A 24,398-nucleotide genomic window follows, 5' to 3' on the forward strand; every position below is an offset into this window, starting at 1 on the left:
CGGCACGGCCCTGGGGGTCAGACGACGGTGAGCGGCAGTGACTTCCGGTCCTCGAACTGCCAGGACGCACCCCGGCTGAACTTGCACACCTCGACCTCGGGCAGCTCCTTGGCCGCGGTGTCGGTCTCGATGACGCGGACGGTCCAGTCGCTCTCGGTACCCGAGACCTCGGCCCGCAGATGCGGGTCCACCGCAGCCACGATCGCCTGCAGTGGTAGATCCGCCACGGGCGAAACCAGCGAGATCCACGACCCGTCCTCGTGCGCCGGTGACGAACGCACGTGCACGAACCCGGGATCGACGTCGGCCCTGACGTACGCGGCGGGATTGAGCAGCGGGTGCAGCTCGAGCACCCGCAGCGCCCCCCTGGCGTCCGTGGACAGGTTGAGCGCCCGATGGATCCGCTCCGCAGCCACACCGGCGATGCCGATCAGCTGTTTGGTGCGGATGCTCCGCGCCAGCGCGGCGTCGTCCTTGGCGCGGGCCTCGACGGCGAGGTTGAACGACAGCACCAGCAGATGCATCTGCAGACACACCTCGTCGGCGATACGGACCAGCGCCGAGTGCGAGAACGCGCCGAAGTCGACGTCCGACACCAGCGGGCCCGAATAGTCCGCCATACCTTCGTCGTCGCGATCGATCGGCTCCAGCTCGGTGTTGTAGGCGTGGCTGGCTGCGACGATGTCGAGTTGCGGGATGAAGTCCACCTCGGGGTATGACTCATCGATGATCACCGTCCACGCGCAGTGCGGGTGGCGGTCTGCCGGAGTCCGCGGCGGACGGTGGATCGGACGGACCTGGCACCTGCGGTTGGTGGCCAGAGCGGTGGCGTCGAACGTCGGGTCCTCGATGTCATGGCACATTCCGCGGACGTAGTCCTCGCCCATCGGCTCGACATCGAGCAGCGCGCCACAGTGATCCAGGTGGAACTCGCCATGCCACCGGTCGTGGACGGTGTAGCGGAAATCCATGAACTGCGGCGGCGCACCGATATCCAGTTGCAGGCCCTTGAAGATCGTGATGATGTCGTCGCCTTCGTACCTGAGGGCCTTCTGCATCCGCTTGGTGTAGAGCGGGCTGGAGCCGGCCCACTCCTCGATCGCGATCTGCAGCATCTCCTCTCGGCCGAAATTACTGATACACCAGGCCATCCCGGAACGGTCGATCAGCTGACCGATGAGCAGCAGTTCGGGCACCAGCGTGGCCAGTTCCTCGCGCGTCAGCGCGGCGTACCTACTCATCATCGAGCGTGCCACCCGAATGCATCTGCAGGGCCGCGTTCACGTTCGCTTTCCGGTCCTCACCCTCGCCGCGTTCGGCTGCCTTCTTACGCTGCTTCGCCACCTTCGACACTGCCCCGTCCAGCTTGGAGCCCAACGGGAAACCCAGATAGTGGGTGAGGAACACCGCCATCTCCTTGAGTTCCTCGACCGTGAGTTCGCCGTTGGCCAGCGCTGCGTTGACTTGGATCTCCGCCAGGTCCGAACTCCCCACTGCAGTCACGGCGGTCAGCGTCAGCATCCGCTTTTCCCGCATCGACAGGCCGGGCCGGGTCCAGATGGTCCCGAACAGATGCTCGACGGTCAGGTCGAAGTACGGGTCGCCCTGAATGTCGGGCATCTCCCACCCGTACACCTCGTTCATCTTCTCGAGGCCCTTACGGCGCACGTCATCCATGTCGGCTACTCCTTAATGCTTGGCGAGGTGTGGGGGACACCGAGTCCGGCGGCCAGATCGCGCAAGGCTATTTCGGCCAGCGGCAGTTCCACCCCGGTGGTCTCACCGAGGCCGAGCGCCAGGCGCAGATCCTTCTCGGCCAGGCCACGGGTGTGGACGAACATGTCGTGCAAGAAGTGTTCGGAGGCAAGAGGTTTGGTATCGTCGCGGAACATGATCGCCCCCGGTCCGCCGCTCTGCGCATCACTGTGGCGTACCACCCGGCCCAGCTTCTGCAGGTCGATGCCCGCCGCCTCGGCGAGCTTCTGCGCCTCGCACACCGCGGCGAATCCGATGAACGTCAGCATGTTGCGCGCCACCTTCATCCGCGTGCCGGCACCCGGCTCCCCCGCGCGGACCACCAGCGACGCCCACCGTTTGAACACCGGCTTGACTTTCTCGTAGGCCTCGTCGTCTGCACCGACCATCACCGCAAGCTCGCCCTTGTCGGCGGCGCCGGCGCCGCCGCTGACCGGCGCATCGACAATGCTGATCCCTTTGGGCCGCAACTGTCCAGCCAACTCAGGCGCGGTTTCGGGCTCGATGGTGGAATGGATCGCGATGACTGTGCCCGGCTGGGCGTGCGCGGCGAGCTCACCGACGACGTCGCGCACCTGCTCGTCGTTGAGCACCGTGACGCTGATCACGTCGGCGGCCGCGACATCGGCGACGCTGTCGGCCAGCGTGGCGCCCAATTCGGCCAGCGGGGTCATCGCCTCGGTGCGGACGTCGAACACGATCAGCCCGCCCGGCCAGTTCACCAGCCGCTTGGCCATGGGCGCGCCCTGGTTTCCCAGACCGATGTAACCCAGCTTCAGGTCGTCGGCGCTCATCCGTGCCCTCTGTTCTTCGCGCAGGCGCTCATCCGTGTCCTCTGTTCTTCGCGCAGGCGCTCATCCGTGTCCTCTGTTCTTCGCGCAGGCGCTCATCACCGGATGATCTGTCCGCCGTCGACGTTGAAGATCTGCCCGGTGATCCACTTGGCCTGGTCGGATAGCAGGAACAACAGCATGCCGACCAGGTCCTCGGGTTCGCCCATGCGCGACAACGGGATTCCCTTGACAATGTCGGCGACCATCTCCTGCGGCGTGGTGGTCCGGTTCGCCTCGGTGTTGATCGGCCCCGGCGCGATCGCGTTGACGCGGATGTTCTGCCCGCCAAGCTCGGTGGCCAGCTGCTGGGTCAGCCCGTTGATCCCGACCTTGGCCAACCCGTAAAAGTTCGAGTACAGCCAGGCTGCGGTCGACGACTGATTGACGATGGCGCCGCCGCCGCGCTTGGCCATCTTGCGATAGACCGCCCGGGTGCACACCAGCGCACCGTCGAGGTTCACGCTCATGAATTTCTTGTAGTAGTCCCAGTCGACGGTGATCAGGAAGTCGAGCTTCATCCCGCCGAAGATCGCGGCGTTGTTCACCAGGTAGTCGATGCCGCCGAACTCCGAGAGTGTCTGCGCCGCCATCTCTTTGGCCGAGTCCGGGTCGGATACATCGACCCGGACGGCCAGCGCGTTGCCGCCCTCGCCCTTGATACCGTCGGCGACCTTCTGCGCGCCTTCGGTGTTGATGTCGGCAACGACGACCGCCGCGCCCTCACGGGCCAGTGCCTCGGCGTAGGCCTGACCGATGCCGCCCCCGGCGCCGGTGACAATGGCCACCTTCTCCTTGAACTGATCTCCGTAAAGTCCCATTGACGTCTCCTTGGTTGACCGGCCCGGCATGTCAGACGGCAGTGGCGATCGCCTTGATCTCGAGGTATTCCTCGAAACCGGCGAGCCCCATCTCCCGGCCGATGCCGGATTGCTTGTAGCCCCCGAAAGGCATGTCGGCGGAATACCAGACACCGCCGTTGACGTTGACCGTCCCCACCCGAAGTCGGGCGGCAACGGCGTTGGCGCGGTCGAGATCGGGTGAGAACACCGTGCCCGACAATCCGTACGGCGAGTCGTTGGCGATGCGCACGGCGTCGTCGTCGCCGTCGTGGGCGATGACGGTCAGCACCGGACCGAAGATCTCCTCGCGAGAGACCTTGGCGTTGTTGTCGAGGCCCGCGATCACGGTGGGCTCGATGAAGAAGCCGGTGTCGCGGTCGGCGGGACGTCCACCGCCGCAGGCGAACCGGCCGCCCTCGGCGATGGCGGAGTCGAGGTAGCCCTGGATCCGATCGCGCTGTCGCGCCGAGATCACAGGTCCGCACACCGTGCCCGGGTTGGTCGGATCCCCGGGATTGAGGCCACCCATGGTGGCCGCAGCGGCGTCAACGGCTTCGTCGTACCGGGCGCGGGGAACGACCAGGCGGGTGGTGATAGCGCACCCCTGCCCGGCATGCATCGACGCGGTGAACGCCGCCATCGAACAGGCACCGGCAAGATCGGCGTCGTCGAGTACCAGGAACGCCGACTTGCCGCCGAGCTCGAGAAACACCTTCTTCAGGGTGGCCGACCCGTCGGCCATCACTGCCCGCCCGGTGTTCGTCGACCCGGTGAACGAGACCATGTCCACCCGTGGGTCTTTCGACAGCAGCGCACCCACACCGTGGTCACTGGAGGTGACGATGTTGACCACCCCGGCCGGGAAGTCGGTGTGCTCGGTGATCAGCTCGCCGAGCACCGCCGCCGCCCAGGGTGTGTCAGGAGCAGGCTTGAGCACCAACGTGTTTCCGGCGGCGAGCGCCGGGCCGATCTTGGCCAGATTGATCTGGTGCGGGAAGTTCCACGGGGTGATCGCGCCGACCACGCCGATGGCTTCGCGTGCGATCGTGCGCTGAGTCTTGATGCCCATCGGCGACGCGGTACCGAAGTCGGTGGACCACCGGTAGGACTCTGCCGTGTCCGCGCAGAACGTCAGGTCCTCGACAGGGCCTTCGAGTTGGGCGGCCGCGGTGAGCATCCGCGGCGCTCCGACCTCCGCCATCGTCAACTCCCGCAGTTCCTCGACATGGTCGCGCATCGCCTGCTGTAACTGCCGGATACAGCGCACGCGCAGCTCGGTGTCGGTCGCCCAGCCCGTCTCGTCGAAGCTGCGGCGGGCAGCGCCGATCGCCGCACTCATGTCCTCGGCGTTCGCGTCGGCGGCCACACCGAGTGTCTCCTCGGTGGCGGGATTGACGGTGGGGAACGTGCCCGCGCTTCCGGCGACGAGCTTTCCGTCGATGAGCAGCCGGCTTTCGCGATCGGCCAGGACTGGCATCCGACCTCCTGTGTCTGATTGCTGGACAACTGTCCGAAATAGTTCTTTCGAACCATAGCCTCAGGCATCGACCTCAAGCAAGGATCGGCGGCCGGCACTTCCAGCAGAGGCGGTATGCGCTGGCATTTTTGTTCGCCGCTTGCCTCATGCATGTGCGGTCGGATACCTTGGACAGGTGTCCAGTGATGCTGTTGCCGCGCTCACAGATGGCTCGACGCATCCGCCACGCAACCGTCGGCAGGAAGAGACCTTCCGTAAGGTGCTGGCCGCCGGTCTGGAGATGCTGCGCGAGTCCTCTTATGCCGACCTGACGGTGCGCGCGGTGGCGGCTCGGGCCAAGGTGGCGCCGGCCACCGCCTATACGTACTTCTCGTCGAAGAATCATCTGATCGCCGAGATCTACCTCGATCTCATCCGCCAGGTTGACTACTTCACCGACGTCAACGACAGCACCGTCACGCGCGTCGAGAAGACGCTGCGCACCATGGCCCTCATGGTCGCCGACGAACCCGAGGTGGCGGCGGCCTGCACCACAGCGCTGCTCTCTGGCAACGACGCCGCCGTCCGTGCGGTCCGCGAGCGTATCGGCGCCGAGATCCACCGCCGAATCCGCGCCGCGGTCGGCCCGGATCCGGACCATCGCACGCTGGCCGCGTTGGAGATGACGTTCTTCGGCGCCCTCGTCAACGCCGGCAGCGGCGCCTTCACCTATCACCAGATCGCCGACCGGCTGAGCTACGTGGTCGGCCTCATAGTCGGAGAGGACCGTTGACAATCAGCGAGGTACGGCTCGACCCGTACGACTACGACTTCCATGAGGACCCCTACCCGTACTACAGGCGGCTGCGCGACGAAGCCCCGTTGTACCGCAACGAGGAACTCGGGTTCTGGGCACTGTCCCGCCACGCGGACGTGCTGAAGGGTTTCCGCAACAGCACCACGCTGTCCAACAAGTTCGGCGTCTCACTGGATCCGGCGTCGCGCGGGCCGCATGCGTCGAAGACCATGTCCTTCCTGGCCATGGATGATCCCGACCACCTGCGGCTACGCACGCTGGTCTCGAAGGGCTTCACCCCGCGGCGCATCCGCGAACTCGAACCGCGCGTCACCGAGATCGCGGTAGCGCATCTGGACAGCATGCTGGAGATCGCGAGAACCGGTGCCACCGTTGATTACGTGGACGAATTCGCCGGCAAGCTCCCGATGGATGTGATCTCCGAATTGATGGGAGTACCCGAAGCCGACCGCGTCCAGGTGCGGGCGTGGGCGGATGCGGTGATGCACCGTGAGGAGGGCGTCACCGATGTGCCCGAATCGGCCATCGAGGCGTCGCTGAACCTGATCGTGTACTACCAGCAAATGGTGGCCGAGCGCCGCAAGAAGCTTACCGACGATCTGACGTCGGCTCTGCTGGAGGCCGAGATCGACGGGGACCGGCTCACCGACGACGAGATCATCGGCTTCATGTTCCTGATGGTGATCGCCGGCAACGAGACCACCACGAAACTACTTGCCAATGCCGCTTTTTGGGGACATCGGAATCCCGACCAGCTGACACCGGTCTACGACGACCTGGAGCGGGTGCCGCTGTGGGTCGAGGAGACGCTGCGCTACGACACGTCGAGCCAGATCCTGGCCCGCACCGTGTCGGGTGAGCTGACGCTCTACGACACCAGGATCCCCGACGGCGACGTGCTGTTGCTCCTGCCCGGTTCGGCGCACCGCGACGAGCGGGTGTTCGAGAACCCCGATGACTACCTCATCGGGCGTGAGATCGGCTCCAAGCTCATGAGTTTCGGCAGTGGCGCACACTTCTGCCTCGGCGCGCATCTGGCGCGCATGGAGGCACGGGTGGCACTGGCCGAGTTGTTCAAGCGAATCCGCGGGTATGAAGTCGACGAGGCCAACGCCGTCCGAGTCCACTCCAGCAATGTCCGCGGGTTCGCTCACCTTCCGATTCATGTGGAGATTCGCTGATGCCTCGTTTTGATCCTCTGCCCGACCGGCGTCCCGCCCTGGTCGCCGGCGCCTCGTCCGGAATCGGGGAAGCCACCGCGATCGAGCTTGCCTCGCGGGGATTTCCGGTGGCGCTCGGGGCACGCCGTGTCGAGAAATGCCAGGAGACGGTCGACAAGATCCGCGCCGACGGCGGTGAGGCGGTCGCCGTACATCTGGACGTCACCGATCCCGATTCGGTGAAAGCGTGCGTCGAACAGACCGTCTCCGAGCTCGGGGAGATCGAGATCCTGGTCGCCGGCGCCGGCGACACCTACTTCGGCAAGCTCGATTCGATCAGCACCGAACAGTTCGAGTCACAGATCCAGATCCACCTGATCGGCGCGAACCGGGTTGCCACCGCAGTGCTGCCCGGCATGCTCGAACGCCGGCGCGGCGACCTGATCTTCGTCGGATCCGATGTGGCGCTGCGGCAACGGCCGCACATGGGCGCCTACGGCGCCGCCAAGGCGGGGCTGGTCGCGATGGTCACCAACTACCAGATGGAACTCGAGGGCACCGGCGTCCGCGCGTCGATCGTGCACCCCGGCCCGACCAAGACCTCGATGGGCTGGAGTCTGCCGGCAGAACTGATCGGACCGGCCCTGGAGGACTGGGCCAAGTGGGGCCAGGCCCGCCACGACTACTTTCTGCGTGCCGCCGATCTGGCCCGCGCCATCACGTTCGTCGCCGAGACCCCGCGCGGCGGGTTCATCGCCAGCATGGAGCTGCAGCCAGAAGCTCCGCTCGCATCGGTCAAGGACCGTCAGCAACTGAAAGTCGATGAGGAGGCGCTTCCTGGGAGCAGGAGCGAAGCGACCCGAGGGAGGGATTTGAAATCATGACGGCTCTTACAGAGGTACAGCGGGTCTCCGGCGGGGAAGAAGAGCACGGCCACCTCGAAGAGTTCCGCACCGACCCGATCGGTTTGATGAAGCGCATTCGAGAGGAGTGCGGGGACGTCGGCTGGTTCCAGCTGGCCGGCAAACAGGTGGTGCTGCTCTCGGGTGCCGAAGCCAACGAGTTCTTTTTCCGGTCCAGCGACAGCGAACTCAACCAGGCCGAGGCCTACCCGTTCATGACGCCGATCTTCGGCGAAGGCGTGGTGTTCGACGCCGACCCGGAGCGCCGGGCCGAGATGCTGCACAACACCGCGTTGCGCGGCGAGCAGATGAAAGGCCATGCCGCGACGATCGAGGCGGAGGTCCGCAAGATGATCGCCGACTGGGGCGACGAAGGCGAGATCGAGCTGCTGGACTTCTTCTCCGAGCTGACGATCTACACCTCGACGGCCTGCCTGATCGGGCTGAAGTTCCGCGATCAGCTGGACTCACGGTTCGCCAACTACTACCACCTCCTCGAGCGCGGCACCGACCCGCTCTGCTACGTCGACCCGTATCTGCCGATCGAGAGCTTCCGCATCCGCGACGAGGCGCGGGCCAGTCTGGTCGAACTGGTGCAGGAGGTCATGCACGGCCGAATCGCCACCCCGCCCAAGGACAAGAGCGATCGCGACCTGCTCGACGTGCTGGTCTCGATCAAGGATGAGGACGGCAACCCGCGCTTCTCGGCCAACGAGGTCACCGGCATGTTCATCTCGCTGATGTTCGCCGGTCACCACACCAGCTCGGGCACGTCGTCGTGGACGCTGATCGAGCTGCTCCGGAATCCGGAGTTCTACGCCAAAGTCCAGCAGGAACTCGACGATCTCTATGCCGACGGGCAGGAGGTGAGCTTCCATGCGCTGCGCCAGATCCCGAATCTGGACAACGCGTTGAAGGAGACGCTGCGGCTGCACCCGCCGCTGATCATCCTGATGAGGGTGGCCCAGGACGAGTTCGAGGTCGCCGGATATCCGATCCACAAGGGCCAGATGGTGGCGGCCTCCCCCGCCATCTCCAACCGGATCCCCGAGGATTTCCCTGACCCCGACGCCTTCGACCCCGACCGCTACGACAAGCCGCGACAAGAGGACCTCATCAACCGCTGGACCTGGATTCCGTTCGGCGCAGGCAAGCACCGCTGCGTCGGTGCGGCGTTCGCGCAGATGCAGATCAAGGCGATCTTCTCGGTGCTGTTGCGCGAGTACGAGTTCGAGATGTCGCAGCCGCCCGAGAGCTATCAGAACGACCACTCGAAGATGGTCGTGCAATTGGCGCGACCGGCGAAGGTCAAATACCGCAAGCGAGCCAAGAACTGACGGAGTCTGTCGAGATGGGTTGCTACCGAGTAGAACTCGACGAGGACCTGTGCCAGGGCCACGCCATGTGCGAGCTGGAGGCACCCGATGTGTTCAGGGTGCCCAAGCGCGGAGTGGTCGAGATCCTCGACCATGAGCCCCCCGACGAACTTCGCGAGGCCGTCGAACTTGCTGTCGACATGTGCCCCACCAGGGCACTTTCCATCACAGAGAAGGAGTGAATGTGGCGTCACGGGAGCAACTTGAGGACTGGGTAGAGCGCTGGCTCAAGGCCAATCAGGAGGCCGAGGCGGCCGGTGACTGGAAGCCGTTGGCGGACTTCTACACCGACGACGCCACCTACGGCTGGAACATCGGGCCCAAGGAAGACGTCATGTGCGTGAACAAGGACGAAATCCGCGACGTCGCGCTGGGCCTGGAGATGGAGGGCCTGGAGAACTGGGTCTACGAGTACCAGAAGGTGCTCATCGACGAGAAGCAGAACGAGATCGTCGGCTTCTGGAAGCAGATCGCCAACAAGAGCGACGGCACCCGCGATGAGATCTACGGCATCGGCGGCAGCTGGTTCCGTCTCAACGACCAGCTGCTCATCGAATGGCAGCGCGACTTCTTCGACTTCGGCCACGTGCAGAAGGCGTTCATGAAGCTGATCGAGTCGGGAGACCTCACGCCCACCATGCAGAAGCGCATCGAGCGCTCGCTGGCCGGCGAGAAACTGCCGGGTTACTACCCGATCGGCGAGGCCCCGGTTCCCATCTGGTGAGGACACCACCAAGCGGTTGCTTGGGGGGCCTGTGATGTGGCTAACTAGAGCCTCTAGTCTGGAACTAGGGGCTCTAGTCGAAAGCAGGAGAAATGAAGACCAAAGGCGCTCTGATCTGGGAATTCAACCAGCCGTGGTCGATCGAGGAGATCGAGATCGGCGACCCCGTCAAGGACGAGGTCAAGATCCAGATGGAAGCCTCGGGCATGTGCCATTCCGACCACCATCTGGTCACCGGCGACATCCCGATGGCAGGTTTCCCGGTGCTGGGCGGCCACGAGGGCGCCGGCATCGTGACCGAGGTGGGCCCCGGCGTCGAAGGCCTCGAGCCCGGTGACCACGTCGTGCTGTCCTTCATCCCGTCGTGTGGCGCGTGCCCATCGTGTCAGTCGGGTCTGCGCAACCTCTGCGACCTCGGAGCGATGCTGCTCCAGGGCACCGCGGTCTCCGACAACACCCACCGCATCCACGCAGCCAAGGACGGCACGCCGGTCATCCCGATGACCCTGCTGGGCACCTTCAGCCCGTACATGGTCGTGCACAAGAGCTCGGTCGTGAAGATCGACCCGTCCATCCCGTTCGAGGTCGCCTGCCTCGTCGGCTGCGGTGTCACCACCGGCTACGGCTCCGCGGTCCGCAGCGCCAACGTCCGGCCCGGCGACGACGTCGTCATCGCCGGCATCGGCGGCGTCGGCATGGGCGCGCTTCAGGGCGCCCTGAACGCCGGCGCGCGCAACATCTTTGCGATCGACCCGGTGGAGTGGAAGCGCGACCAGGCGCTCAAGTTCGGCGCCACCCACGCCTATCCCGACATCGCCAGCGCGATGATGGGCGTCGCCGAGGTCACCGCGGGCCGGATGGCGGCCAAGACCATCATCACCACCGGTGAGCTCCACGGCGAAGAGATCGACAACTACCTCAACATCACGGCCAAGGGCGGCACCTGCGTGGTCACCGCGGTGGCCAACATGGCCAGCTCCGACGTGACGCTGAACCTGTCGATGCTGACGCTGCTGCAGAAGAACCTGCAGGGCACCATCTTCGGTGGCGGCAACCCGCACCACGACATCCCCCAGCTGCTGTCGATGTACAAGGCGGGCCGGCTCAACCTCGACGACATGGTCACCCGGCAGTACAAGCTCGAGCAGATCAACGACGGCTACAAGGACATGCTCGAGGGCCGCAACATCCGCGGCGTCATCCGCTACACCGACGCCGACCGGTAACCCCAGAGCTCCCGCGAGGGTCTTGCTGAAGGAGTCACATGACAGAGACGGCCGAACTGACACCGGTGGTCGCAGCGTCGCGGAACTCGTGGCGCTGCGTGCAATCCGGCGACCGCGAAGGCTGGCTGGCCCTGATGTCCGACGACATCGTCATCGAGGACCCCATCGGGGAGGCTGTCACCAACCCCGACGGCACCGGGGTGCGCGGCAAGGACGCCGTTGCCGCGTTCTACGACGCCAACATCGGCCCGAACCAGCTGCGCGTCACCTGTGAGGAGACGTTCCCGTCCAGCAGTCCGACCGAGATCGCCTACATCCTCGTGTTGGAGACGACCTTCCCGAACGGGTTCGTGGCCACCGTACGCGGTGTGTTCACCTACCGCGTCGACGACGCCGGCCTCATCACCAACCTGCGCGGTTACTGGAACATGGACGCGATGAGCTTCTCGCAGAAGGAAAGCGCGGATTAGCGGACTGTTGTCCGGCCGCGGAGCCGTCGTTGTCGGCGGCACACGCGGGATCGGCCTGGCCGTCGCCGAACTATTGGCCGCTCTCGACGCCGGGGTGGTGGTCAACGGCCGCGACGACGTCGCAGCGCACGAAGCGGCCGAACGTGTTCCGGGTGCGGTCGCCCACCCGGGCTCACCCGCCGATTCGGCGGTCGCCGACGCGCTGATCGGCACCTGCGTCCGCGAGTTCGGGTCGATCGACATCCTGGTCAACTGCGCCGGCACCGCCGAACCCGCCGGCTCGTCGATCCTCAACGTGACCACCGAGCAGTTCCAGAGCCTGATGGATGCCCATCTGGGCACCGTCTTCCAGACCTGCCGCGCGGCCGCCTCGCGGATGGTGCAGCAGGGCTCCGGCGCGATCGTGAACACGAGTTCGTTCGCGTTCTTGGGCGACTACGGCGGCACCGGATACCCCGCTGGCAAGGGCGCGGTCAACAGCCTGACGCTGGCGATCGCGGCCGAACTGAAGGAGCACGGCGTGCGCGCCAACGTGGTGTGTCCGGGCGCAAAGACCCGGCTGTCCACCGGGTCGGACTACCAAGCGCATATCGCCGAACTCAACCGCCGCGGCCTGCTCGACGATGTCAGCTACCAGGGCGCCCTCGACGCCGCGCCGCCGGAGTACGCCGCACCGACCTACTGCTACCTGGTCAGCGACCTCGCCAAGGACATCACCGGACAGATCTTCGTGGCCGCAGGCGGATTCGTCGGCCGCTTCGATCGGCAGCCCCCCGCGATCGTGGCCTACCGCGGCCACGAGAACGAGCCACCGTGGACGGTCGAGGAGATCGCAGCCCGGGTCAACTGATCACGGCACCTGCGGTCTGGTCTCCTCGTTCACCGACCGAGTTGCACGCCCGACTACTTGAGCATGCTGCCCGCGTCCACGGTGACCGAGAGGCCCGTGATGTACCGCGCCTCGTCAGAGGCCAGGAACAACACGGCATTGCTGATGTCCACCGGCTCGACCCAGCCAACCGGCAGTACGTGCATGAACTGGGCGGCGACCGCCATATCGTCTGGCCCCGGATTCTCCAGGTCCGGCCGGAAGAGCTTCATCGTGCCCTCGTTCATGAACAGCGGGGTGTTCACATTGGTCGGGCAGACGGCGTTGACCCGGATCGAGTGCTGGCCCAGCTCGACGGCGAAGGTGCGCATCAACCCGATCACGCCGTGCTTGGCGGCGATGTAGTGACCTGTGTGCGCGTACGGCTTGAGGCCGCCGACCGAGCTGGTGAGGATGATCGATCCGCCGCGGCCGCCAGAAAGAAGATGCGGCACAGCGGCCTTCACCGACTTCCAGACGCCCGACAGATTGACGTCGATCATGTCGTTCCAGTCATCTTCGCTGGTGTGGTCCAGCGTCTGCCCACCGTTGCCGATGCCCGCGTTGGCCACCACGATGTCGAGCCGGCCCAGCTCCTCCACCCCGGAGTCCACCGCCGCCTTCACCGCGGCGTAGTCACGCACGTCCACCTCGGCGGCGACGACCCGGCGACCGGTCCCCTTGACCAGATCGACGGTCTGGGCCAGGTCATCGGGTGTCGCCGGCGGGATCTCGGTGTTGCTGCTGATCGCTGCACAGACGTCGATCGCGATGATGTCGGCGCCCTCTTCGGCCAGCCGCACCGCATGACTACGGCCCTGACCGCGCGCCGCGCCCGTGATGAACGCGACCTTGCCCTCCACACGACCATCCATGTGCCACCTCAATTCCAGCCCGATAGTCGACTTTTGTCGATCGATCAGGAGCGTGACACCGATCGCGGGACCTGTCAACCACCCGGCGCGGGGGCCAGTGACTTGAGCTGGCGGTCGACGTAGGCGCGCATCTCGTCGTGGCCGAGCGTGACCCCGACCGCACTCTCGTTACACAGGCTCCGGGCGATCTGGGCGATCAGCATCGAGACCACCACCGGTGGATGTTGCTGCAGGTCAACACCGTTGGCGCGCAGCGCGACCGTGACGGCGGCAGTCTCGATGTCACGCACCCGCTCGGCATAGGCACGCAATTCGACCCGAATCGCCTTGCGGTGGTTGGCCAGCGCCATGAACTCGGTGTTCAGCGCGGTCCTGCTGGCGTCGCTGTTGATCAGCCACAGTGCGCGCAGCGGATCACTGTTGGCCAAGGCGGCACGCATGTGTTCCAGCGAACTCTCCGCGCCCGCTCGCAGTACCTCGACATACAGGTCGTCCATGGTCGGGAAGTAGTAGTAGACCAGCGCCTGTTTGACGCCGGCCTCGGCGGCCACCCGGCGCGAGGTCGCTGCGGCATATCCCTCGTCGCGCATGATCTTTGCCGTCGCCTCGATCAAGCGCGCCCGTGCGCTGACGTCCCCGCCGCGGGCCTTGGCTGCAGCCGGCATCAGCGGGCTCTCGCACACGCGCCGCTTGACCGTGTCTCGAGCACCGTGGTAAGCATGGCGCATTCTAGCAGTCTGATCGATCGATCAGGCAAGCGAAAGGACGGCTGCCCAAATGACCGACCTCGCATCGGCGGACTTCTTCTCCGACTACGCGCTCAGCCAGGACCCCTATGCCTACTGGGATCATCTGCGCGAGCAGAATCCGGTCTACCGCGAACCGCACTACGGCGTCGTCGCCGTCACCGGTTACCAGGAAGTGCTGGCAGCGTTCAAGGACCACGGCTCGTTCTCCGCGGTCAACGCGATCGGCGGACCGTTCCCGCCGCTGCCGTTCACCCCCGAGGGTGACGACATCACCGAGCAGATCGAGGCACACCGCCACCTGTTCCCGATCCACGAGCACATGGTGGTGATGGACCCGCCCGCCCACGAGCGGGCCCGATCGTTGCTCAACAAGTTGCTCACGCCGCGGCGCCTCAAGGAGAACGAGGACTACATGTGGCGTCTGGTCGACAGCCAGATCGACCGCGTGATGGACCCGGATTCCGCCCAGGGACGCTGTGAGTTCCTGTCCGAGTACGCCAAACCCTTTGCCACGTCCGCGATCATCGACCTGCTCGGTGTCCCGGAGGAGGACCGGCCGGAGTTCCTGGCCGCGCTGGGTGCCGAGCAGCCGGACGGGGCCAGGGTGGGCGCCCTGGACGGGGAGCCGGTGGGATCGGATCCGCTGCAGTATCTTGACGACAAGTTCGCGGGGTACCTCGCCGAGCGTCGCCGCGAGCCACGCGGGGACGTGTTGTCGGGCATGGCGACGGCGGTGTACCCGGACGGTTCGATACCGGAGCTCATCGAGGTCGTCAAGCCGGCCACGTTCCTGTTCGCCGCGGGGCAGGAGACCGTGACCAAACTGCTCAGCGCAGCCGTCAAGACACTGGCCGAACAGCCGGAGTACCAACAGATTCTGCGCCGGCACCCGGACCGCATCCCGACGTTCATCGAAGAGTCGCTGCGGATGCACTCTCCGACCAAGGTCGACTTCCGGCTGGTCCGCAAGACCACCACGCTCGGCGGCGTGCATTTGAAGGCGGGCACGATCGTCATGCTCTGCCTCGGCGCGGCGAACCGCGACCCGCGCAAATTCGAGGATCCGCACAAGTTCCGCCCGGACCGCAAGAACGTTCGCGAGCACATCGCGTTCGGTCGTGGCATCCACACCTGCGCGGGCGCCCCGCTGGCCCGGGTCGAGGGACAGATCACCGTCCGCCGGTGGCTGGACCGCACCAGTGAGATCCACCTCGACGAATCGGCCCACGGGCCCGCCGGGGCGCATCACTTCGCCTACGATCCCACCTTCCTGCTGAGGGGGCTGACCGAGCTGCAGATCGAATTCACCGCTGCCCGATGACATCTCGACGGGTGCTCATCACCGGCGCGGGCCAAGGCATCGGACGCGGTCTTGCCCTCGCATTCGGCCGCGCCGGGGCCGAGGTGCTCGTCAACGACCTCCAACGGGAGCGCAGCGAACAGGTGGCCGGTGAGCTCCGCGCCGCGGGCGGCTCTGGTACGCCGGTCCCGTTCGACGTCTGCGACTACGTGTCGGTGACCACCGCGATTGCCGAGGCCGGACCGGTGGACGTGCTGATCAACAACGCGGGCAACGCCGGCGCCGAAGGGTTCGGCGGCCGGGCCAGGTTCGCCGAGACACAGCCGGCCGACTGGGAGTCCTTTCTGCGCGTCAACCTCTACGGCGTCCTGCACTGTGCCCGGGCGGTCCTGCCGTCGATGATCGCGAACACGTGGGGCCGGATCCTCACGGTCGTCTCCGACGCCGGGCGCACCGGCGACCCCGGTGGCGCCGTCTACGGCGCCGCGAAGGCCGGGGCCGCCGGGCTCACCCGGTCGCTGGCGCTGGAGAACGGTCGGTTCAACATCACCGCCAACAACATCTCGCTCGGGACGATGCGGACCCCGATGACCGAACCGCTGTGGACCGAGCCTGATTCGCCTCAGGCCAAGGAGATTCTGCGCAACTACGCCATCCGACGTCCGGGCGTTCCGGAGGACGTCACCGAGTTGGCGCTGCTGCTGGCGAGCGACCACGGGTCGTGGATCACCGGTCAGACCATCTGCGTCAACGGCGGGTACTCATTCGGGCTGTGACGGCTGACGATCGCGGTACTGCTCACGCAGTTTGACCTTGAGCACCTTGCCGGTCGCGGTGTGCGGCAACTCGTCGACGAACACCACGTCGTCGGGCAGCCACCACTTCGCGACCTCACCGGACAGAAACTTCAGAACGTCATCACGAGTGGCGTTGTGGCCCTTGCGCAGTACCGCGATGAGCAGCGGCCGCTCCTGCCACTTGGGGTGCGGCACACCGATGACGGCTGCCTCGGCGATCGCGGGATGGCCCATCGCGGCGTTCTCCAGGTCGATCGAGCTGACCCACTCGCCGCCGGATTTGATGACGTCCTTGGTGCGGTCCACCAGTTGCAGATAACCGTCGGGGTCGATCGTCGCGACGTCACCGGTCGGGAAGAACCCCTCGGCGTCGAGCTTCTCACCGCCCTCACCCTTGAAGTAGCCGCTGGCGATCCACGGGCCGCGGACGAACACTTCACCGAAAGCCTTTCCGTCCCAGGGCAGGCGATTACCGGACTCGTCGACGATCTTGAGTTCCACCCCGAACACACCCCGGCCCTGCTTGAGCTTGACCTTGTGCTGCTCCTGGGCGCTCAGCGCGGCGTGCTTGGGCAGCAGCCGGCCGACCACGCAGATCGGACTGGTTTCGGTCATCCCCCACCCCTGACCGCCTTCGGCACCGAGGTCGTCCTCGATGCGCTCCAGCATCGACTGCGACAGCGCCGATCCGCCGATCCCGGCCCACTCGAGTTTCAGTTCGCGCGGGTCGATCTCGGGATGCTCGTCGAGGTAGGAGAAGAACATCAGCCACACCGTCGGCACGCCCTGCATGATGGTGACTGCTTCGTCGCGCATCAGTCGGTACACGCTCTCGCCGTCCAGGTGCGGCCCGGGCAACACCAGCTTGGCGCCGACCATCGCCGCCGAGTACGGGGTGCCCCACGCGTTGGCGTGGAACATCGGGACGACGAGCAACAAGGTGGTCCCGCTGTTGATGTCGAAGGTGTCGCGCGACAACGACAGCATCGCGTGCAGCACCGTCGAACGATGGGAGTAGAGAACACCTTTCGGGTTTCCGGTGGTGCCGGAGGTGTAGCACAGCGACGAGGCGGTGCGTTCGTCGAACTCCGGCCAGTCGTAGTGGGTGGACTGCTTGCCGACCAGCTCGTCCCAGCAGAGCACCCGCCCGGCGGGGATATGCGCAAGCTCGGGCATGTGGTCGCGGTCGGTCATCACCACGTATGTCTGGACAGTGGTCAGCTCGGCGGCCAACTTGTCGACCAGCGGCGCGAACGTGATGTCGAAGAACAACACCCGGTCCTCGGCGTGGTTGACGATGTAGACGATCTGCTCGGCGAACAGCCGCGGGTTGACGGTGTGCATCACCGCACCGGATCCCGAGACACCGAAATACAGCGCGAGGTGACGGTCACTGTTCCACGCCAGCGTCGCCACGCGGTCACCCGGTTCGATGCCGAGCTCGCCGAGCGCGTTGGCGACCTGTTTCGAGCGCTCGTTGACGCCACGCCACGTGGTGCGCCGCACCGGCCCCTCCGGTAGCCGCGACACCACCTCGGTGTCACCGTGAAATGCCGCCGCGTGCTCGATCAGCGAGGAGATCATCAAAGGCCGGTCCTGCATCAATCCGAACATCTGGCCAGGCTAGAGCGGATCGGGTGCGCAGGGGCGCTTCTTCCGGCACTGTTGCGTGCCGAATCCGCCGACTGGAATGCTCGACGCATGGCGACCGTCTTCACCAAGATCATCAATCGCGAACTGCCCGGACGATTCGTCTACGAGGACGACGACATCGTGGCGTTCCTGACGATCCAGCCGATGACGCAGGGCCACACGCTGGTGGTGCCCCGCGAGGAGATCGACAACTGGCAGGATGTCGAGCCGGCGAAGTTCGCCCGCGTGATGGAGGTGTCGCAGCTGATCGGCAAGGCGGTCTGCAAGGCGTTCGACACGGAACGCTCGGGGGTCATCATCGCGGGGCTGGAGGTGCCGCACCTGCACGTGCACGTATTCCCGGCCCGCAACCTGTCGGACTTCGGCTTCGCCAACCTCGATCAGAACCCGTCCCCGGAGTCCCTGGACGAGGCTCAGGCCAAGATCAAGGCCGCGCTAGCCGACCTGCGCTGAACTGGCCGGCACCGCCGACTCGGCGTCAGGGCCGGCGTCAGCGAACCGCGGCAACGTCACCCGGAACCGCGAGCCCTGGCCCGGGGCGGTGGTCACGCTGACCCGGCCGCCGTGCGCACAGACCAGCGAGTCGACGATCGACAGCCCCAGACCGGTGCCGCCGCTGGCACGCGTCCGTGACGAGTCGGCGCGGTAGAAGCGTTCGAAGACGCGCTGAGCGTCCTCCGGGCGCATACCGGGACCCTCGTCGCAGACCTCCAGGACGGCGACGTCGCCCTCGGTTCCCACCCGCACCGTGACCGCCGCCGACTCAGGGGTGTGCTGCAGCGCGTTGGCAACCAGGTTGGACAGCACCTGACGGAGCCGCGGCTCGTCGCCGAGCACCTCGGGCGTGCCGGGGCCGTCGAACACCTCCATCCGGATGCTGCGCCTCGGTGCGATCGACTGCGCGTCGTGCACCGCGTCGGTGGCCAACGCCAGCAGGTCGACCCGATGCTGGTCGAGCGGGCGCTGCGCGTCGAGGCGCGCCAGCAGCAGCAGGTCCTCCACGAGCAGGCCCATGCGGCGTGACTCGCTCTCGATGCGGCTCATCAGCATCTCGACGTCGCGAGCGGCGCCCTGCCGGTACAGCTCGGCGAAGCCACGGATGGTCGTCAGCGGGGTGCGCAGTTCATGGCTGGCGTCGGTGATGAAACGCCGCATCCGCTCCTCGGAGCTACGCGCCTGCTCGGCAGAGGATTCCGAGGACGCCATCGCGCGCTGGATTTGAGCGAGCATCCCGTTGAGCGCCGACGACAATCGGCCCACCTCGGTGCGCGGATCGCGTTCGGGGACACGGCGATCCAGCTGGCCGGAGGCGATCGCCGCAGCGGTCTTCTCCACTTCGGACAGCGGGCGCAGGCTGCGGTGTACGACGGCGTAGCCGGCGATGCCGAGCACCAGCAGCACCGCTGTTCCGATGCCGAGCTGGGTGTAGACCAGCGACCGCATGGTGGACTTCACGTCGGACAGGTCGATGGCCACCGTGGTGAGCTCGCCGCGCAGACCACGCACCGTCATCGCGCGCCATTGCACATCGGAGTGGTCGACGGAGCCTACGGTGACCGGCACCGGTCCCACATCGTTGTCGGCGGGCAGCGCCGGTTCGTGATCGCGGTCATTGACGGCCATCCAGATGTGTCCGTCGGGATCGATGCCGCGGACGAAGAAGTCCGACGGCGGCCGTGCCGGGTTGGGATCCTCGACGGTGACGGTGGGAAGCCTACGCGGCACCTGCGCCCACCCGCGGGACGCGTCGAGCAGGGTGTCGTCGACGCGGTTCATCAAGCTGTGCTGCATGATCGTGGTCACCGCGATCCCTGAGGCCAGCAGACCGCACGCCACCAGCAGCAGTGTGGCGGCGACAAGGCCTACACGAAGCGGAATGCCTCTCCTGAACCGACCCGGCACACCACCATTGTTCAGGGTCGAGCGCCTAACGCCATCCACGGCTCTTCGCGCAAGCGCTCATCTCAACCCACGGCTCTTCGCGCAAGCGCTCATCTCAACCCACGGCTCTTCGCGCAAGCGCTCATCTCAACCCACGGCTCTTCGCGCAAGCGCTCATCGCGGTTCCCGGAGGACATACCCCACGCCCCTGAGCGTGTGCAGCAGGCGCTTGTCGCCGGTGTCGATCTTGCGACGCAGATAGGACACATAGGACTCCACGACGTTGACGTCGCCGCCGAAGTCATAGCGCCACACGTGGTCGAGAATCTTGGGCTTCGACAACACCGTGCCGGCGTTGATGATGAAGTAGCGCAGCAAGGTGAACTCGGTCGGCGACAGCGACACCGGTTCGCCGGCCTTCCATACCTCGTGGGTGTCCTCGTCGAGTTCGATGTCGGCGAACGTGAGCCGGGACGTGCGGGGCTCGTCGTGGCCGCGGCCGGACCGGCGCAGGATCACCCGCAGCCGGGCCACCACCTCTTCGAGGCTGAACGGTTTGGTCACGTAGTCGTCGCCGCCCAGGGTCAGACCTGCGATCTTGTCCTGAAGCGAGTCGCGCGCCGTCAGGAACAGCGCCGGGGCGTCGATGCCGTCGGCGCGCAGCCGTCGCAGCAGACCGAAACCGTCCATCCCCGGCATCATCACGTCGAGGATGATCGCGTCCGGATGCACTTCCCGCGCTTTGTCCAGGGCTGCGGGGCCGTTGGACGCGGTGTGCACCTCGAACCCTTGGAATTTCAGACTCACCGAGAGCAGTTCGACGATGTTCGCTTCGTCGTCGACCACCAGAACGCGAGCCTCTGGGACGTTCTCCGGTACCGGCATGGCCATAGCCCTCAACTGTCCACCGATTCGCTTGAAATGTACTGCCCGCTGGCTGTGCACTTCCTGTGAGTTTGTGCTTGCGCGGTCCATAGACTGGGCGGATGAACCTCGGCAAATCCCTGACGGATCTCGCGTTTACACCGGTGCGCGCAGGGCTGGCCGTCGCTGAAGCCGGCCTGGGCATGGCCAGCGGCGCGTTGGACATCGCCAACCGCACGCTCGGCGAGTCCAAGGACGGGGTCCGGCGGGAGCCGACGTCATTCGCGTCCATGCTCGGCGTGCAAGACGCCGTCGAGCGCGCCAACCGGCTGGCCCGGTTGATGGACGAGGACCAGCCGCTCGGCCGCGCGCTCGCCCCTGACGGCCCGATCGACCGGCTGTTGCGTCCCGGTGGGGTGGTGGACCGGCTCACCGCGCCGGGCGGCGCGCTCGACCGGCTGACTCAGGAGGAGGGCGGGCTGATGCGCACCCTCGAACCGGGTGGGCTGGTGGACCAGCTGCTGGCCGAGGATGGCCTCATCGACCGGCTGCTGGCCGAGGACGGCGTCGCCGACAGGCTGTTCGCCGAGGGCGGAGTGGTCGACACGCTCACCGCGCGCAACGGCCCGCTGGAGCAGCTGGCCGCCGTCGCCGACACTCTCAACCGGCTCGCCCCCGGGCTGGAGGCACTCGAGCCGACGATCGAGGCGCTGCGCGAGGCCGTCATTGTGCTCAGCCAGGTGGTCAACCCCCTGAGTAACATCGCCGACCGCATCCCGCTGCCCGGGCGGCGCATGCGTCCCCGCCCGACATCGCGGCCGGTGACGTCGCAGCGGATTATCGAAGCCGAAGAGTGAGCCGATAGGATCTGGCACGTCCCGAACCTGTTGCGGCCGGGGCACGCCTCCTTAGCTCAGTGGTAGAGCAGCCGCCTTGTAAGCGGCAGGTCATCGGTTCAATCCCGATAGGGGGCTCCACGCTCACCCGGCGGTCCAGCGTGGCCGGCTTGTCACAGGCCGGCCGTAGCGTCCGACGCATGAGACAGTGTCGCGGCTGCGGTTCACCACTGGTCAAGCGCAGCCAGAAGGTCTACTGCAGTAACGCCTGCCAGGCGTCGACGCGCCAGGCCACCAGCACCCGACTTTGGCTGGAATCCGGCGAGGCGCCGTGGGTCGGCACCCGCCGCGGTCACTTCATCCGGCGGCATCTGATCGCCGCACAATCAGGCTGCTGCGCAATATGCGGCGGAATCACCGAATGGCTCGGTCGGCCCCTTGCCTTCGTCGTGGACCACATCGACGGCAATCCGTCGAACAATCAACGCGAGAATCTGCGGGCGATCTGCCCGAACTGCGACTCTCAGCTGCCGACGTACAAGAGCCGCAACCGCGGCAGCGGCCGTCATTACCGCCGTCAGCGATACGCCGGCGGCCGGTCCTTTTAGGCCGTGCTGCACAGCCACATTCCCGGTCGTTGATCCATGACTTTCGCCGCCCAGTTTCAACCTTGCCCCGACACGGCAATACTCGATAGCGGTCGCTAACGAACCCAACCCTTGCGAAGGCGGAACCTTGTCCCAAGCCGTGGAATCGGAACCCGAAGACCAGGGCAGTGATTCTCATGAGACGCCCGAGCTGACGTTCGACGAACACCTGCACCCCGCCCGGCCTCGGTCGCTGCGGTTCCGGCCGCGGGTCCGCCAGCCGTTCACGCGGCGCTCGCTGGCACGCGACGGCTCACCGACGGGCGACAATCCCGCCTATGTGTCCTGGCTGATCAGCCAGTCGATGCTGGCCGACGCCAACCAGATCAGCCAGCAGTTCTCCGGCCAGGGCTCGATGTGGCAGAACCCGTACGCCACCCCGAGCCCTCGCGGCGCCGTCGAGACCGCCTCGGTGTGGTTCACCGCCTACCCGCTGTCGCTGATCACCCGGTCCAACGAGTCGTTTCTCAAGGCGATGGCCGACGCCGACATGTGGAAGGCCTTCGCGGAGATCGGGATCGAGGCCGTGCACACCGGGCCGGTCAAGCGGGCCGGCGGCATCTCGGGGTGGGAACTGACGCCCAGCGTGGACGGCCACTTCGACCGCATCAGCACCGAGATCGATCCCGCGTTCGGCACCGAGGACGAATTCCGCCAAATGTGCGGCACTGCCAATTGGTACGGCGGCACCATCATCGATGACATCGTGCCGGGCCATACCGGCAAGGGCGCCGACTTCCGGCTCGCGGAGATGAAGTACGCGGACTACCCCGGCATCTATCACATGGTCGAGGTCGACCCGCGCGACTGGGAGCACCTGCCGGAGGTGCCGCCCGGCGCCGACTCGGTCAACATCGATCCCGCCACCGAGGAGTGGCTGGCCAAAGCCGGCTACATCATCGGCCGGCTGCAGCGGGTGATCTTCTACGCCGAGGGCATCAAGGAGACCAACTGGAGTGTCACCCGCCCCGTCGTCGGTATCGACGGCGTCGAACGCCGCTGGGTGTACCTGCACTACTTCAAGGACGGTCAGCCGTCGATCAACTGGCTGGATCCGTCGTTCGCGGGCATGCGGCTGGTCATCGGCGACGCGCTGCACTCGCTGGCCGATCTGGGAACGGGCGGACTCCGCTTGGACGCCAACGGTTTTCTCGGTGCCGAGAAGACAGCGGCCGAGGACAGCGCCGCGTGGTCGGAGGGCCATCCGCTCTCGGAGGCGGCCAACCACCTGATCGCCAGCATGGTGCGCAAGGTCGGCGGCTTCACCTTCCAGGAGCTCAACCTCACCATCGACGACATCCGCGAGATCGGTGAGGCCGGTGCCGACCTGTCCTACGACTTCATCACCCGTCCCGCGGCGCACCACGCGTTGGCCACCGCCGACACCGAGTTCCTGCGCCTGACGTTACGCACCACCCTTGAGCTCGGCGTCGATCCCGCATCTCTGGTGCACGCGTTGCAGAACCACGACGAGCTCACCTACGAGCTGGTGCACTGGTCGACCGGTCACCGCGACGACGTGTACACCTACAAGGGCGAGGAGATCACCGGCGAGGAGCTCGGTGAAACCGTCCGCACCGACCTGCGCGAGAAGTTGTCGGGTGAGAACGCGCCATACAACCTGGTGTTCACCACCAACGGCATCGCCTGCACCACCGCGACGGTCATCACCGCGACCCTGGGCATCACGTCGCTGGACGACGTCGTCGACGACGAGCAGATCGACCGGATCCGCCGGGCCCACCTGCTGCTGGCGATGTTCAACGCGCTGCAGCCGGGAGTGTTCGCGCTGTCGGGCTGGGACGTCTGCGGCATGCTCACGCTGCCACCGGCGCAGATCTCCGAACTGTTGCGCGGCGGGGACACCCGGTGGATCCACCGCGCCGCCCACGACCTGATGGGCGTCAACCCGACCGCGACCCAGTCGCCGGCCGGAATGCCCAGGGGCCGTAGCCTTTACGGGTCCATCCCGGAGCAGCTCGCTGATGACACCAGCTTCTTGCGCCAGCTGCAGGCCATCCTGAAGGTGCGGTCGCACTACGGAATCGCCACCAGCCGCCAGATCGACATCCCCGAGGTGTCCCACCGCGGGATGTTGGTGCTGGTGCATCAGCTCGATGACGTCGGCCGGTACCAACTGACGGTGCTGAACTTCGCCAACGAACACGTGGCCGGAACGGTGCGTTCGCTGAAGCTGCCGCCCGGCAGTGAGGTATCGGACATGTTCTCGGGCAAGTCATTGGCCACCGTCGACGATCTGCACAGCTTCGGGGTCGAGCTGGCCGCGCACCAGGGCTTGTCCCTGCTGGTCGAGGCACCCGTCAAGGACGACGCCCGCGACGGCGGCTGACCGCTTCCACGCGGCGGGTG

Annotated in this window: 25 protein-coding genes and 1 tRNA gene; 16 read left to right on the top strand and 10 right to left on the bottom strand. The window is 66.2% G+C overall.

Features of this window, described 5'->3' with window-relative positions; genetic code table 11:
- Nucleotides 1–17: 17 nt before the first annotated feature.
- From ACTWP6_RS09280 to ACTWP6_RS09300, 5 genes are all read right to left on the bottom strand, one after another.
- Nucleotides 18–1,244 (bottom strand): hypothetical protein, encoded by a 1,227-nt coding sequence (locus ACTWP6_RS09280; protein WP_443187453.1) that lies wholly within the window; start codon nucleotides 1,242–1,244, stop codon nucleotides 18–20.
- Complete coding sequence (locus tag ACTWP6_RS09285; RefSeq protein WP_443187454.1) at nucleotides 1,234–1,677, bottom strand: carboxymuconolactone decarboxylase family protein; 444 nt, start codon at nucleotides 1,675–1,677, stop codon at nucleotides 1,234–1,236. The genes ACTWP6_RS09280 and ACTWP6_RS09285 overlap by 11 nt, the downstream gene beginning before the upstream one ends.
- Before the next feature lie 5 nt (nucleotides 1,678–1,682).
- Complete coding sequence (locus ACTWP6_RS09290) at nucleotides 1,683–2,549, bottom strand: NAD(P)-dependent oxidoreductase (RefSeq protein WP_443187455.1); 867 nt, start codon at nucleotides 2,547–2,549, stop codon at nucleotides 1,683–1,685.
- Between the two features lie 95 nt (nucleotides 2,550–2,644).
- The gene (locus ACTWP6_RS09295) at nucleotides 2,645–3,406 is read right to left on the bottom strand and encodes an SDR family oxidoreductase (protein WP_443187456.1); all 762 of its coding nucleotides are present in this window, start codon (nucleotides 3,404–3,406) and stop codon (nucleotides 2,645–2,647) included.
- A gap of 31 nt (nucleotides 3,407–3,437) precedes the next feature.
- Complete coding sequence (locus ACTWP6_RS09300) at nucleotides 3,438–4,904, bottom strand: aldehyde dehydrogenase (RefSeq protein ID WP_443187457.1); 1,467 nt, start codon at nucleotides 4,902–4,904, stop codon at nucleotides 3,438–3,440.
- A gap of 175 nt (nucleotides 4,905–5,079) precedes the next feature.
- Here ACTWP6_RS09300 and ACTWP6_RS09305 point away from each other — a divergent pair, with 175 nt between their 5' ends.
- From ACTWP6_RS09305 to ACTWP6_RS09345, 9 genes are all read left to right on the top strand, one after another.
- Nucleotides 5,080–5,676 carry a TetR/AcrR family transcriptional regulator gene (locus ACTWP6_RS09305; protein WP_260755405.1) on the top strand — a complete coding sequence of 199 codons (597 nt, stop codon included), beginning with the start codon at nucleotides 5,080–5,082 and terminating at the stop codon, nucleotides 5,674–5,676.
- A complete protein-coding gene (locus tag ACTWP6_RS09310) occupies nucleotides 5,673–6,881 on the top strand; it encodes a cytochrome P450 (RefSeq protein ID WP_443187458.1) in 1,209 nt (402 codons plus the stop codon). Before ACTWP6_RS09305 ends, ACTWP6_RS09310 begins: the two co-directional genes overlap by 4 nt.
- On the top strand, nucleotides 6,881–7,744 hold the full coding sequence (locus ACTWP6_RS09315) for an SDR family oxidoreductase (protein WP_443187459.1): 864 nt from the start codon (nucleotides 6,881–6,883) through the stop codon (nucleotides 7,742–7,744). The genes ACTWP6_RS09310 and ACTWP6_RS09315 overlap by 1 nt, the downstream gene beginning before the upstream one ends.
- Complete coding sequence (locus ACTWP6_RS09320) at nucleotides 7,741–9,099, top strand: cytochrome P450 (protein ID WP_260755408.1); 1,359 nt, start codon at nucleotides 7,741–7,743, stop codon at nucleotides 9,097–9,099. The genes ACTWP6_RS09315 and ACTWP6_RS09320 overlap by 4 nt, the downstream gene beginning before the upstream one ends.
- A gap of 14 nt (nucleotides 9,100–9,113) precedes the next feature.
- Complete coding sequence (locus tag ACTWP6_RS09325) at nucleotides 9,114–9,320, top strand: ferredoxin (RefSeq protein ID WP_260755409.1); 207 nt, start codon at nucleotides 9,114–9,116, stop codon at nucleotides 9,318–9,320.
- A 2-nt stretch (nucleotides 9,321–9,322) separates the two neighbouring features.
- A complete protein-coding gene (locus ACTWP6_RS09330; protein WP_443187460.1) occupies nucleotides 9,323–9,862 on the top strand; it encodes a nuclear transport factor 2 family protein in 540 nt (179 codons plus the stop codon).
- Nucleotides 9,863–9,954: 92 nt separating this feature from the next.
- Nucleotides 9,955–11,088 (top strand): NDMA-dependent alcohol dehydrogenase, encoded by a 1,134-nt coding sequence (locus tag ACTWP6_RS09335; RefSeq protein WP_443187461.1) that lies wholly within the window; start codon nucleotides 9,955–9,957, stop codon nucleotides 11,086–11,088.
- A 38-nt stretch (nucleotides 11,089–11,126) separates the two neighbouring features.
- Entirely contained in the window at nucleotides 11,127–11,558 is a 432-nt protein-coding gene (locus tag ACTWP6_RS09340; protein WP_260755412.1) for a nuclear transport factor 2 family protein, read from the top strand.
- 4 nt (nucleotides 11,559–11,562) lie between these two features.
- Nucleotides 11,563–12,408 carry an SDR family NAD(P)-dependent oxidoreductase gene (locus ACTWP6_RS09345; protein WP_443187505.1) on the top strand — a complete coding sequence of 282 codons (846 nt, stop codon included), beginning with the start codon at nucleotides 11,563–11,565 and terminating at the stop codon, nucleotides 12,406–12,408.
- Nucleotides 12,409–12,461: 53 nt separating this feature from the next.
- On the opposite strand, the gene ACTWP6_RS09350 is transcribed toward ACTWP6_RS09345, so the two are convergent.
- Both ACTWP6_RS09350 and ACTWP6_RS09355 read right to left on the bottom strand, forming a co-directional pair.
- Nucleotides 12,462–13,301, bottom strand: coding sequence for a mycofactocin-coupled SDR family oxidoreductase (locus tag ACTWP6_RS09350; RefSeq protein WP_443187462.1), 840 nt, complete (start codon nucleotides 13,299–13,301; stop codon nucleotides 12,462–12,464).
- Nucleotides 13,302–13,375: 74 nt separating this feature from the next.
- Nucleotides 13,376–13,966, bottom strand: coding sequence for a TetR/AcrR family transcriptional regulator (locus tag ACTWP6_RS09355; RefSeq protein ID WP_443187506.1), 591 nt, complete (start codon nucleotides 13,964–13,966; stop codon nucleotides 13,376–13,378).
- 112 nt (nucleotides 13,967–14,078) lie between these two features.
- On the opposite strand from ACTWP6_RS09355, the gene ACTWP6_RS09360 reads away from it, so the two are divergent.
- Nucleotides 14,079–15,371 (top strand): cytochrome P450, encoded by a 1,293-nt coding sequence (locus ACTWP6_RS09360; protein WP_443187463.1) that lies wholly within the window; start codon nucleotides 14,079–14,081, stop codon nucleotides 15,369–15,371.
- Nucleotides 15,368–16,126: an SDR family NAD(P)-dependent oxidoreductase gene (locus ACTWP6_RS09365; RefSeq protein WP_443187464.1), complete on the top strand. Its 759-nt coding sequence runs from the start codon at nucleotides 15,368–15,370 to the stop codon at nucleotides 16,124–16,126. The genes ACTWP6_RS09360 and ACTWP6_RS09365 overlap by 4 nt, the downstream gene beginning before the upstream one ends.
- On the opposite strand, the gene ACTWP6_RS09370 is transcribed toward ACTWP6_RS09365, so the two are convergent.
- Nucleotides 16,112–17,761 carry a long-chain-fatty-acid--CoA ligase gene (locus ACTWP6_RS09370; protein WP_443187465.1) on the bottom strand — a complete coding sequence of 550 codons (1,650 nt, stop codon included), beginning with the start codon at nucleotides 17,759–17,761 and terminating at the stop codon, nucleotides 16,112–16,114. The genes ACTWP6_RS09365 and ACTWP6_RS09370 overlap by 15 nt on opposite strands.
- A gap of 87 nt (nucleotides 17,762–17,848) precedes the next feature.
- On the opposite strand from ACTWP6_RS09370, the gene ACTWP6_RS09375 reads away from it, so the two are divergent.
- The gene (locus tag ACTWP6_RS09375) at nucleotides 17,849–18,253 is read left to right on the top strand and encodes an HIT family protein (RefSeq protein ID WP_443187466.1); all 405 of its coding nucleotides are present in this window, start codon (nucleotides 17,849–17,851) and stop codon (nucleotides 18,251–18,253) included.
- Here the strand turns inward: ACTWP6_RS09375 and ACTWP6_RS09380 are convergent.
- The gene (locus tag ACTWP6_RS09380) at nucleotides 18,236–19,702 is read right to left on the bottom strand and encodes a sensor histidine kinase (protein ID WP_443187467.1); all 1,467 of its coding nucleotides are present in this window, start codon (nucleotides 19,700–19,702) and stop codon (nucleotides 18,236–18,238) included. The genes ACTWP6_RS09375 and ACTWP6_RS09380 overlap by 18 nt on opposite strands.
- A gap of 153 nt (nucleotides 19,703–19,855) precedes the next feature.
- The gene (locus tag ACTWP6_RS09385; protein WP_260755421.1) at nucleotides 19,856–20,572 is read right to left on the bottom strand and encodes a response regulator transcription factor; all 717 of its coding nucleotides are present in this window, start codon (nucleotides 20,570–20,572) and stop codon (nucleotides 19,856–19,858) included.
- Nucleotides 20,573–20,667: 95 nt separating this feature from the next.
- Between ACTWP6_RS09385 and ACTWP6_RS09390 the strand changes: the two genes are divergently transcribed.
- The 4 genes from ACTWP6_RS09390 to treS all read left to right on the top strand — a co-directional run bounded on the left by ACTWP6_RS09390 (nucleotide 20,668) and on the right by treS (nucleotide 24,378).
- Complete coding sequence (locus tag ACTWP6_RS09390; protein WP_443187468.1) at nucleotides 20,668–21,402, top strand: hypothetical protein; 735 nt, start codon at nucleotides 20,668–20,670, stop codon at nucleotides 21,400–21,402.
- A gap of 45 nt (nucleotides 21,403–21,447) precedes the next feature.
- Nucleotides 21,448–21,522 (top strand) — tRNA-Thr (locus tag ACTWP6_RS09395).
- Between the two features lie 59 nt (nucleotides 21,523–21,581).
- Entirely contained in the window at nucleotides 21,582–21,989 is a 408-nt protein-coding gene (locus ACTWP6_RS09400) for an HNH endonuclease (RefSeq protein ID WP_443187469.1), read from the top strand.
- Between the two features lie 127 nt (nucleotides 21,990–22,116).
- Nucleotides 22,117–24,378: a maltose alpha-D-glucosyltransferase gene (gene treS, locus ACTWP6_RS09405; RefSeq protein WP_443187470.1), complete on the top strand. Its 2,262-nt coding sequence runs from the start codon at nucleotides 22,117–22,119 to the stop codon at nucleotides 24,376–24,378.
- Nucleotides 24,379–24,398: the final 20 nt, after the last annotated feature.

The sequence above is a fragment of the Mycobacterium sp. 4D054 genome (assembly GCF_052245755.1).
Lineage (GTDB): Bacteria > Actinomycetota > Actinomycetes > Mycobacteriales > Mycobacteriaceae > Mycobacterium.

Bases quoted from the DNA above. Each gene is read 5' to 3' on its own strand.
- ACTWP6_RS09280 (WP_443187453.1), bottom strand. From the start codon at position 1,244: ATGATGAGTAGGTACGCCGCGCTGACGCGCGAGGAACTGGCCACGCTG.
- ACTWP6_RS09285 (WP_443187454.1), bottom strand. From the start codon at position 1,677: ATGGATGACGTGCGCCGTAAGGGCCTCGAGAAGATGAACGAGGTGTAC.
- ACTWP6_RS09290 (WP_443187455.1), bottom strand. From the start codon at position 2,549: ATGAGCGCCGACGACCTGAAGCTGGGTTACATCGGTCTGGGAAACCAG.
- ACTWP6_RS09295 (WP_443187456.1), bottom strand. From the start codon at position 3,406: ATGGGACTTTACGGAGATCAGTTCAAGGAGAAGGTGGCCATTGTCACC.
- ACTWP6_RS09300 (WP_443187457.1), bottom strand. From the start codon at position 4,904: ATGCCAGTCCTGGCCGATCGCGAAAGCCGGCTGCTCATCGACGGAAAG.
- ACTWP6_RS09315 (WP_443187459.1), top strand. From the start codon at position 6,881: ATGCCTCGTTTTGATCCTCTGCCCGACCGGCGTCCCGCCCTGGTCGCC.
- ACTWP6_RS09320 (WP_260755408.1), top strand. From the start codon at position 7,741: ATGACGGCTCTTACAGAGGTACAGCGGGTCTCCGGCGGGGAAGAAGAG.
- ACTWP6_RS09325 (WP_260755409.1), top strand. From the start codon at position 9,114: ATGGGTTGCTACCGAGTAGAACTCGACGAGGACCTGTGCCAGGGCCAC.
- ACTWP6_RS09335 (WP_443187461.1), top strand. From the start codon at position 9,955: ATGAAGACCAAAGGCGCTCTGATCTGGGAATTCAACCAGCCGTGGTCG.
- ACTWP6_RS09340 (WP_260755412.1), top strand. From the start codon at position 11,127: ATGACAGAGACGGCCGAACTGACACCGGTGGTCGCAGCGTCGCGGAAC.
- ACTWP6_RS09350 (WP_443187462.1), bottom strand. From the start codon at position 13,301: ATGGATGGTCGTGTGGAGGGCAAGGTCGCGTTCATCACGGGCGCGGCG.
- ACTWP6_RS09355 (WP_443187506.1), bottom strand. From the start codon at position 13,966: ATGCCGGCTGCAGCCAAGGCCCGCGGCGGGGACGTCAGCGCACGGGCG.
- ACTWP6_RS09360 (WP_443187463.1), top strand. From the start codon at position 14,079: ATGACCGACCTCGCATCGGCGGACTTCTTCTCCGACTACGCGCTCAGC.
- ACTWP6_RS09365 (WP_443187464.1), top strand. From the start codon at position 15,368: ATGACATCTCGACGGGTGCTCATCACCGGCGCGGGCCAAGGCATCGGA.
- ACTWP6_RS09370 (WP_443187465.1), bottom strand. From the start codon at position 17,761: ATGTTCGGATTGATGCAGGACCGGCCTTTGATGATCTCCTCGCTGATC.
- ACTWP6_RS09375 (WP_443187466.1), top strand. From the start codon at position 17,849: ATGGCGACCGTCTTCACCAAGATCATCAATCGCGAACTGCCCGGACGA.
- ACTWP6_RS09385 (WP_260755421.1), bottom strand. From the start codon at position 20,572: ATGGCCATGCCGGTACCGGAGAACGTCCCAGAGGCTCGCGTTCTGGTG.
- ACTWP6_RS09390 (WP_443187468.1), top strand. From the start codon at position 20,668: ATGAACCTCGGCAAATCCCTGACGGATCTCGCGTTTACACCGGTGCGC.
- ACTWP6_RS09400 (WP_443187469.1), top strand. From the start codon at position 21,582: ATGAGACAGTGTCGCGGCTGCGGTTCACCACTGGTCAAGCGCAGCCAG.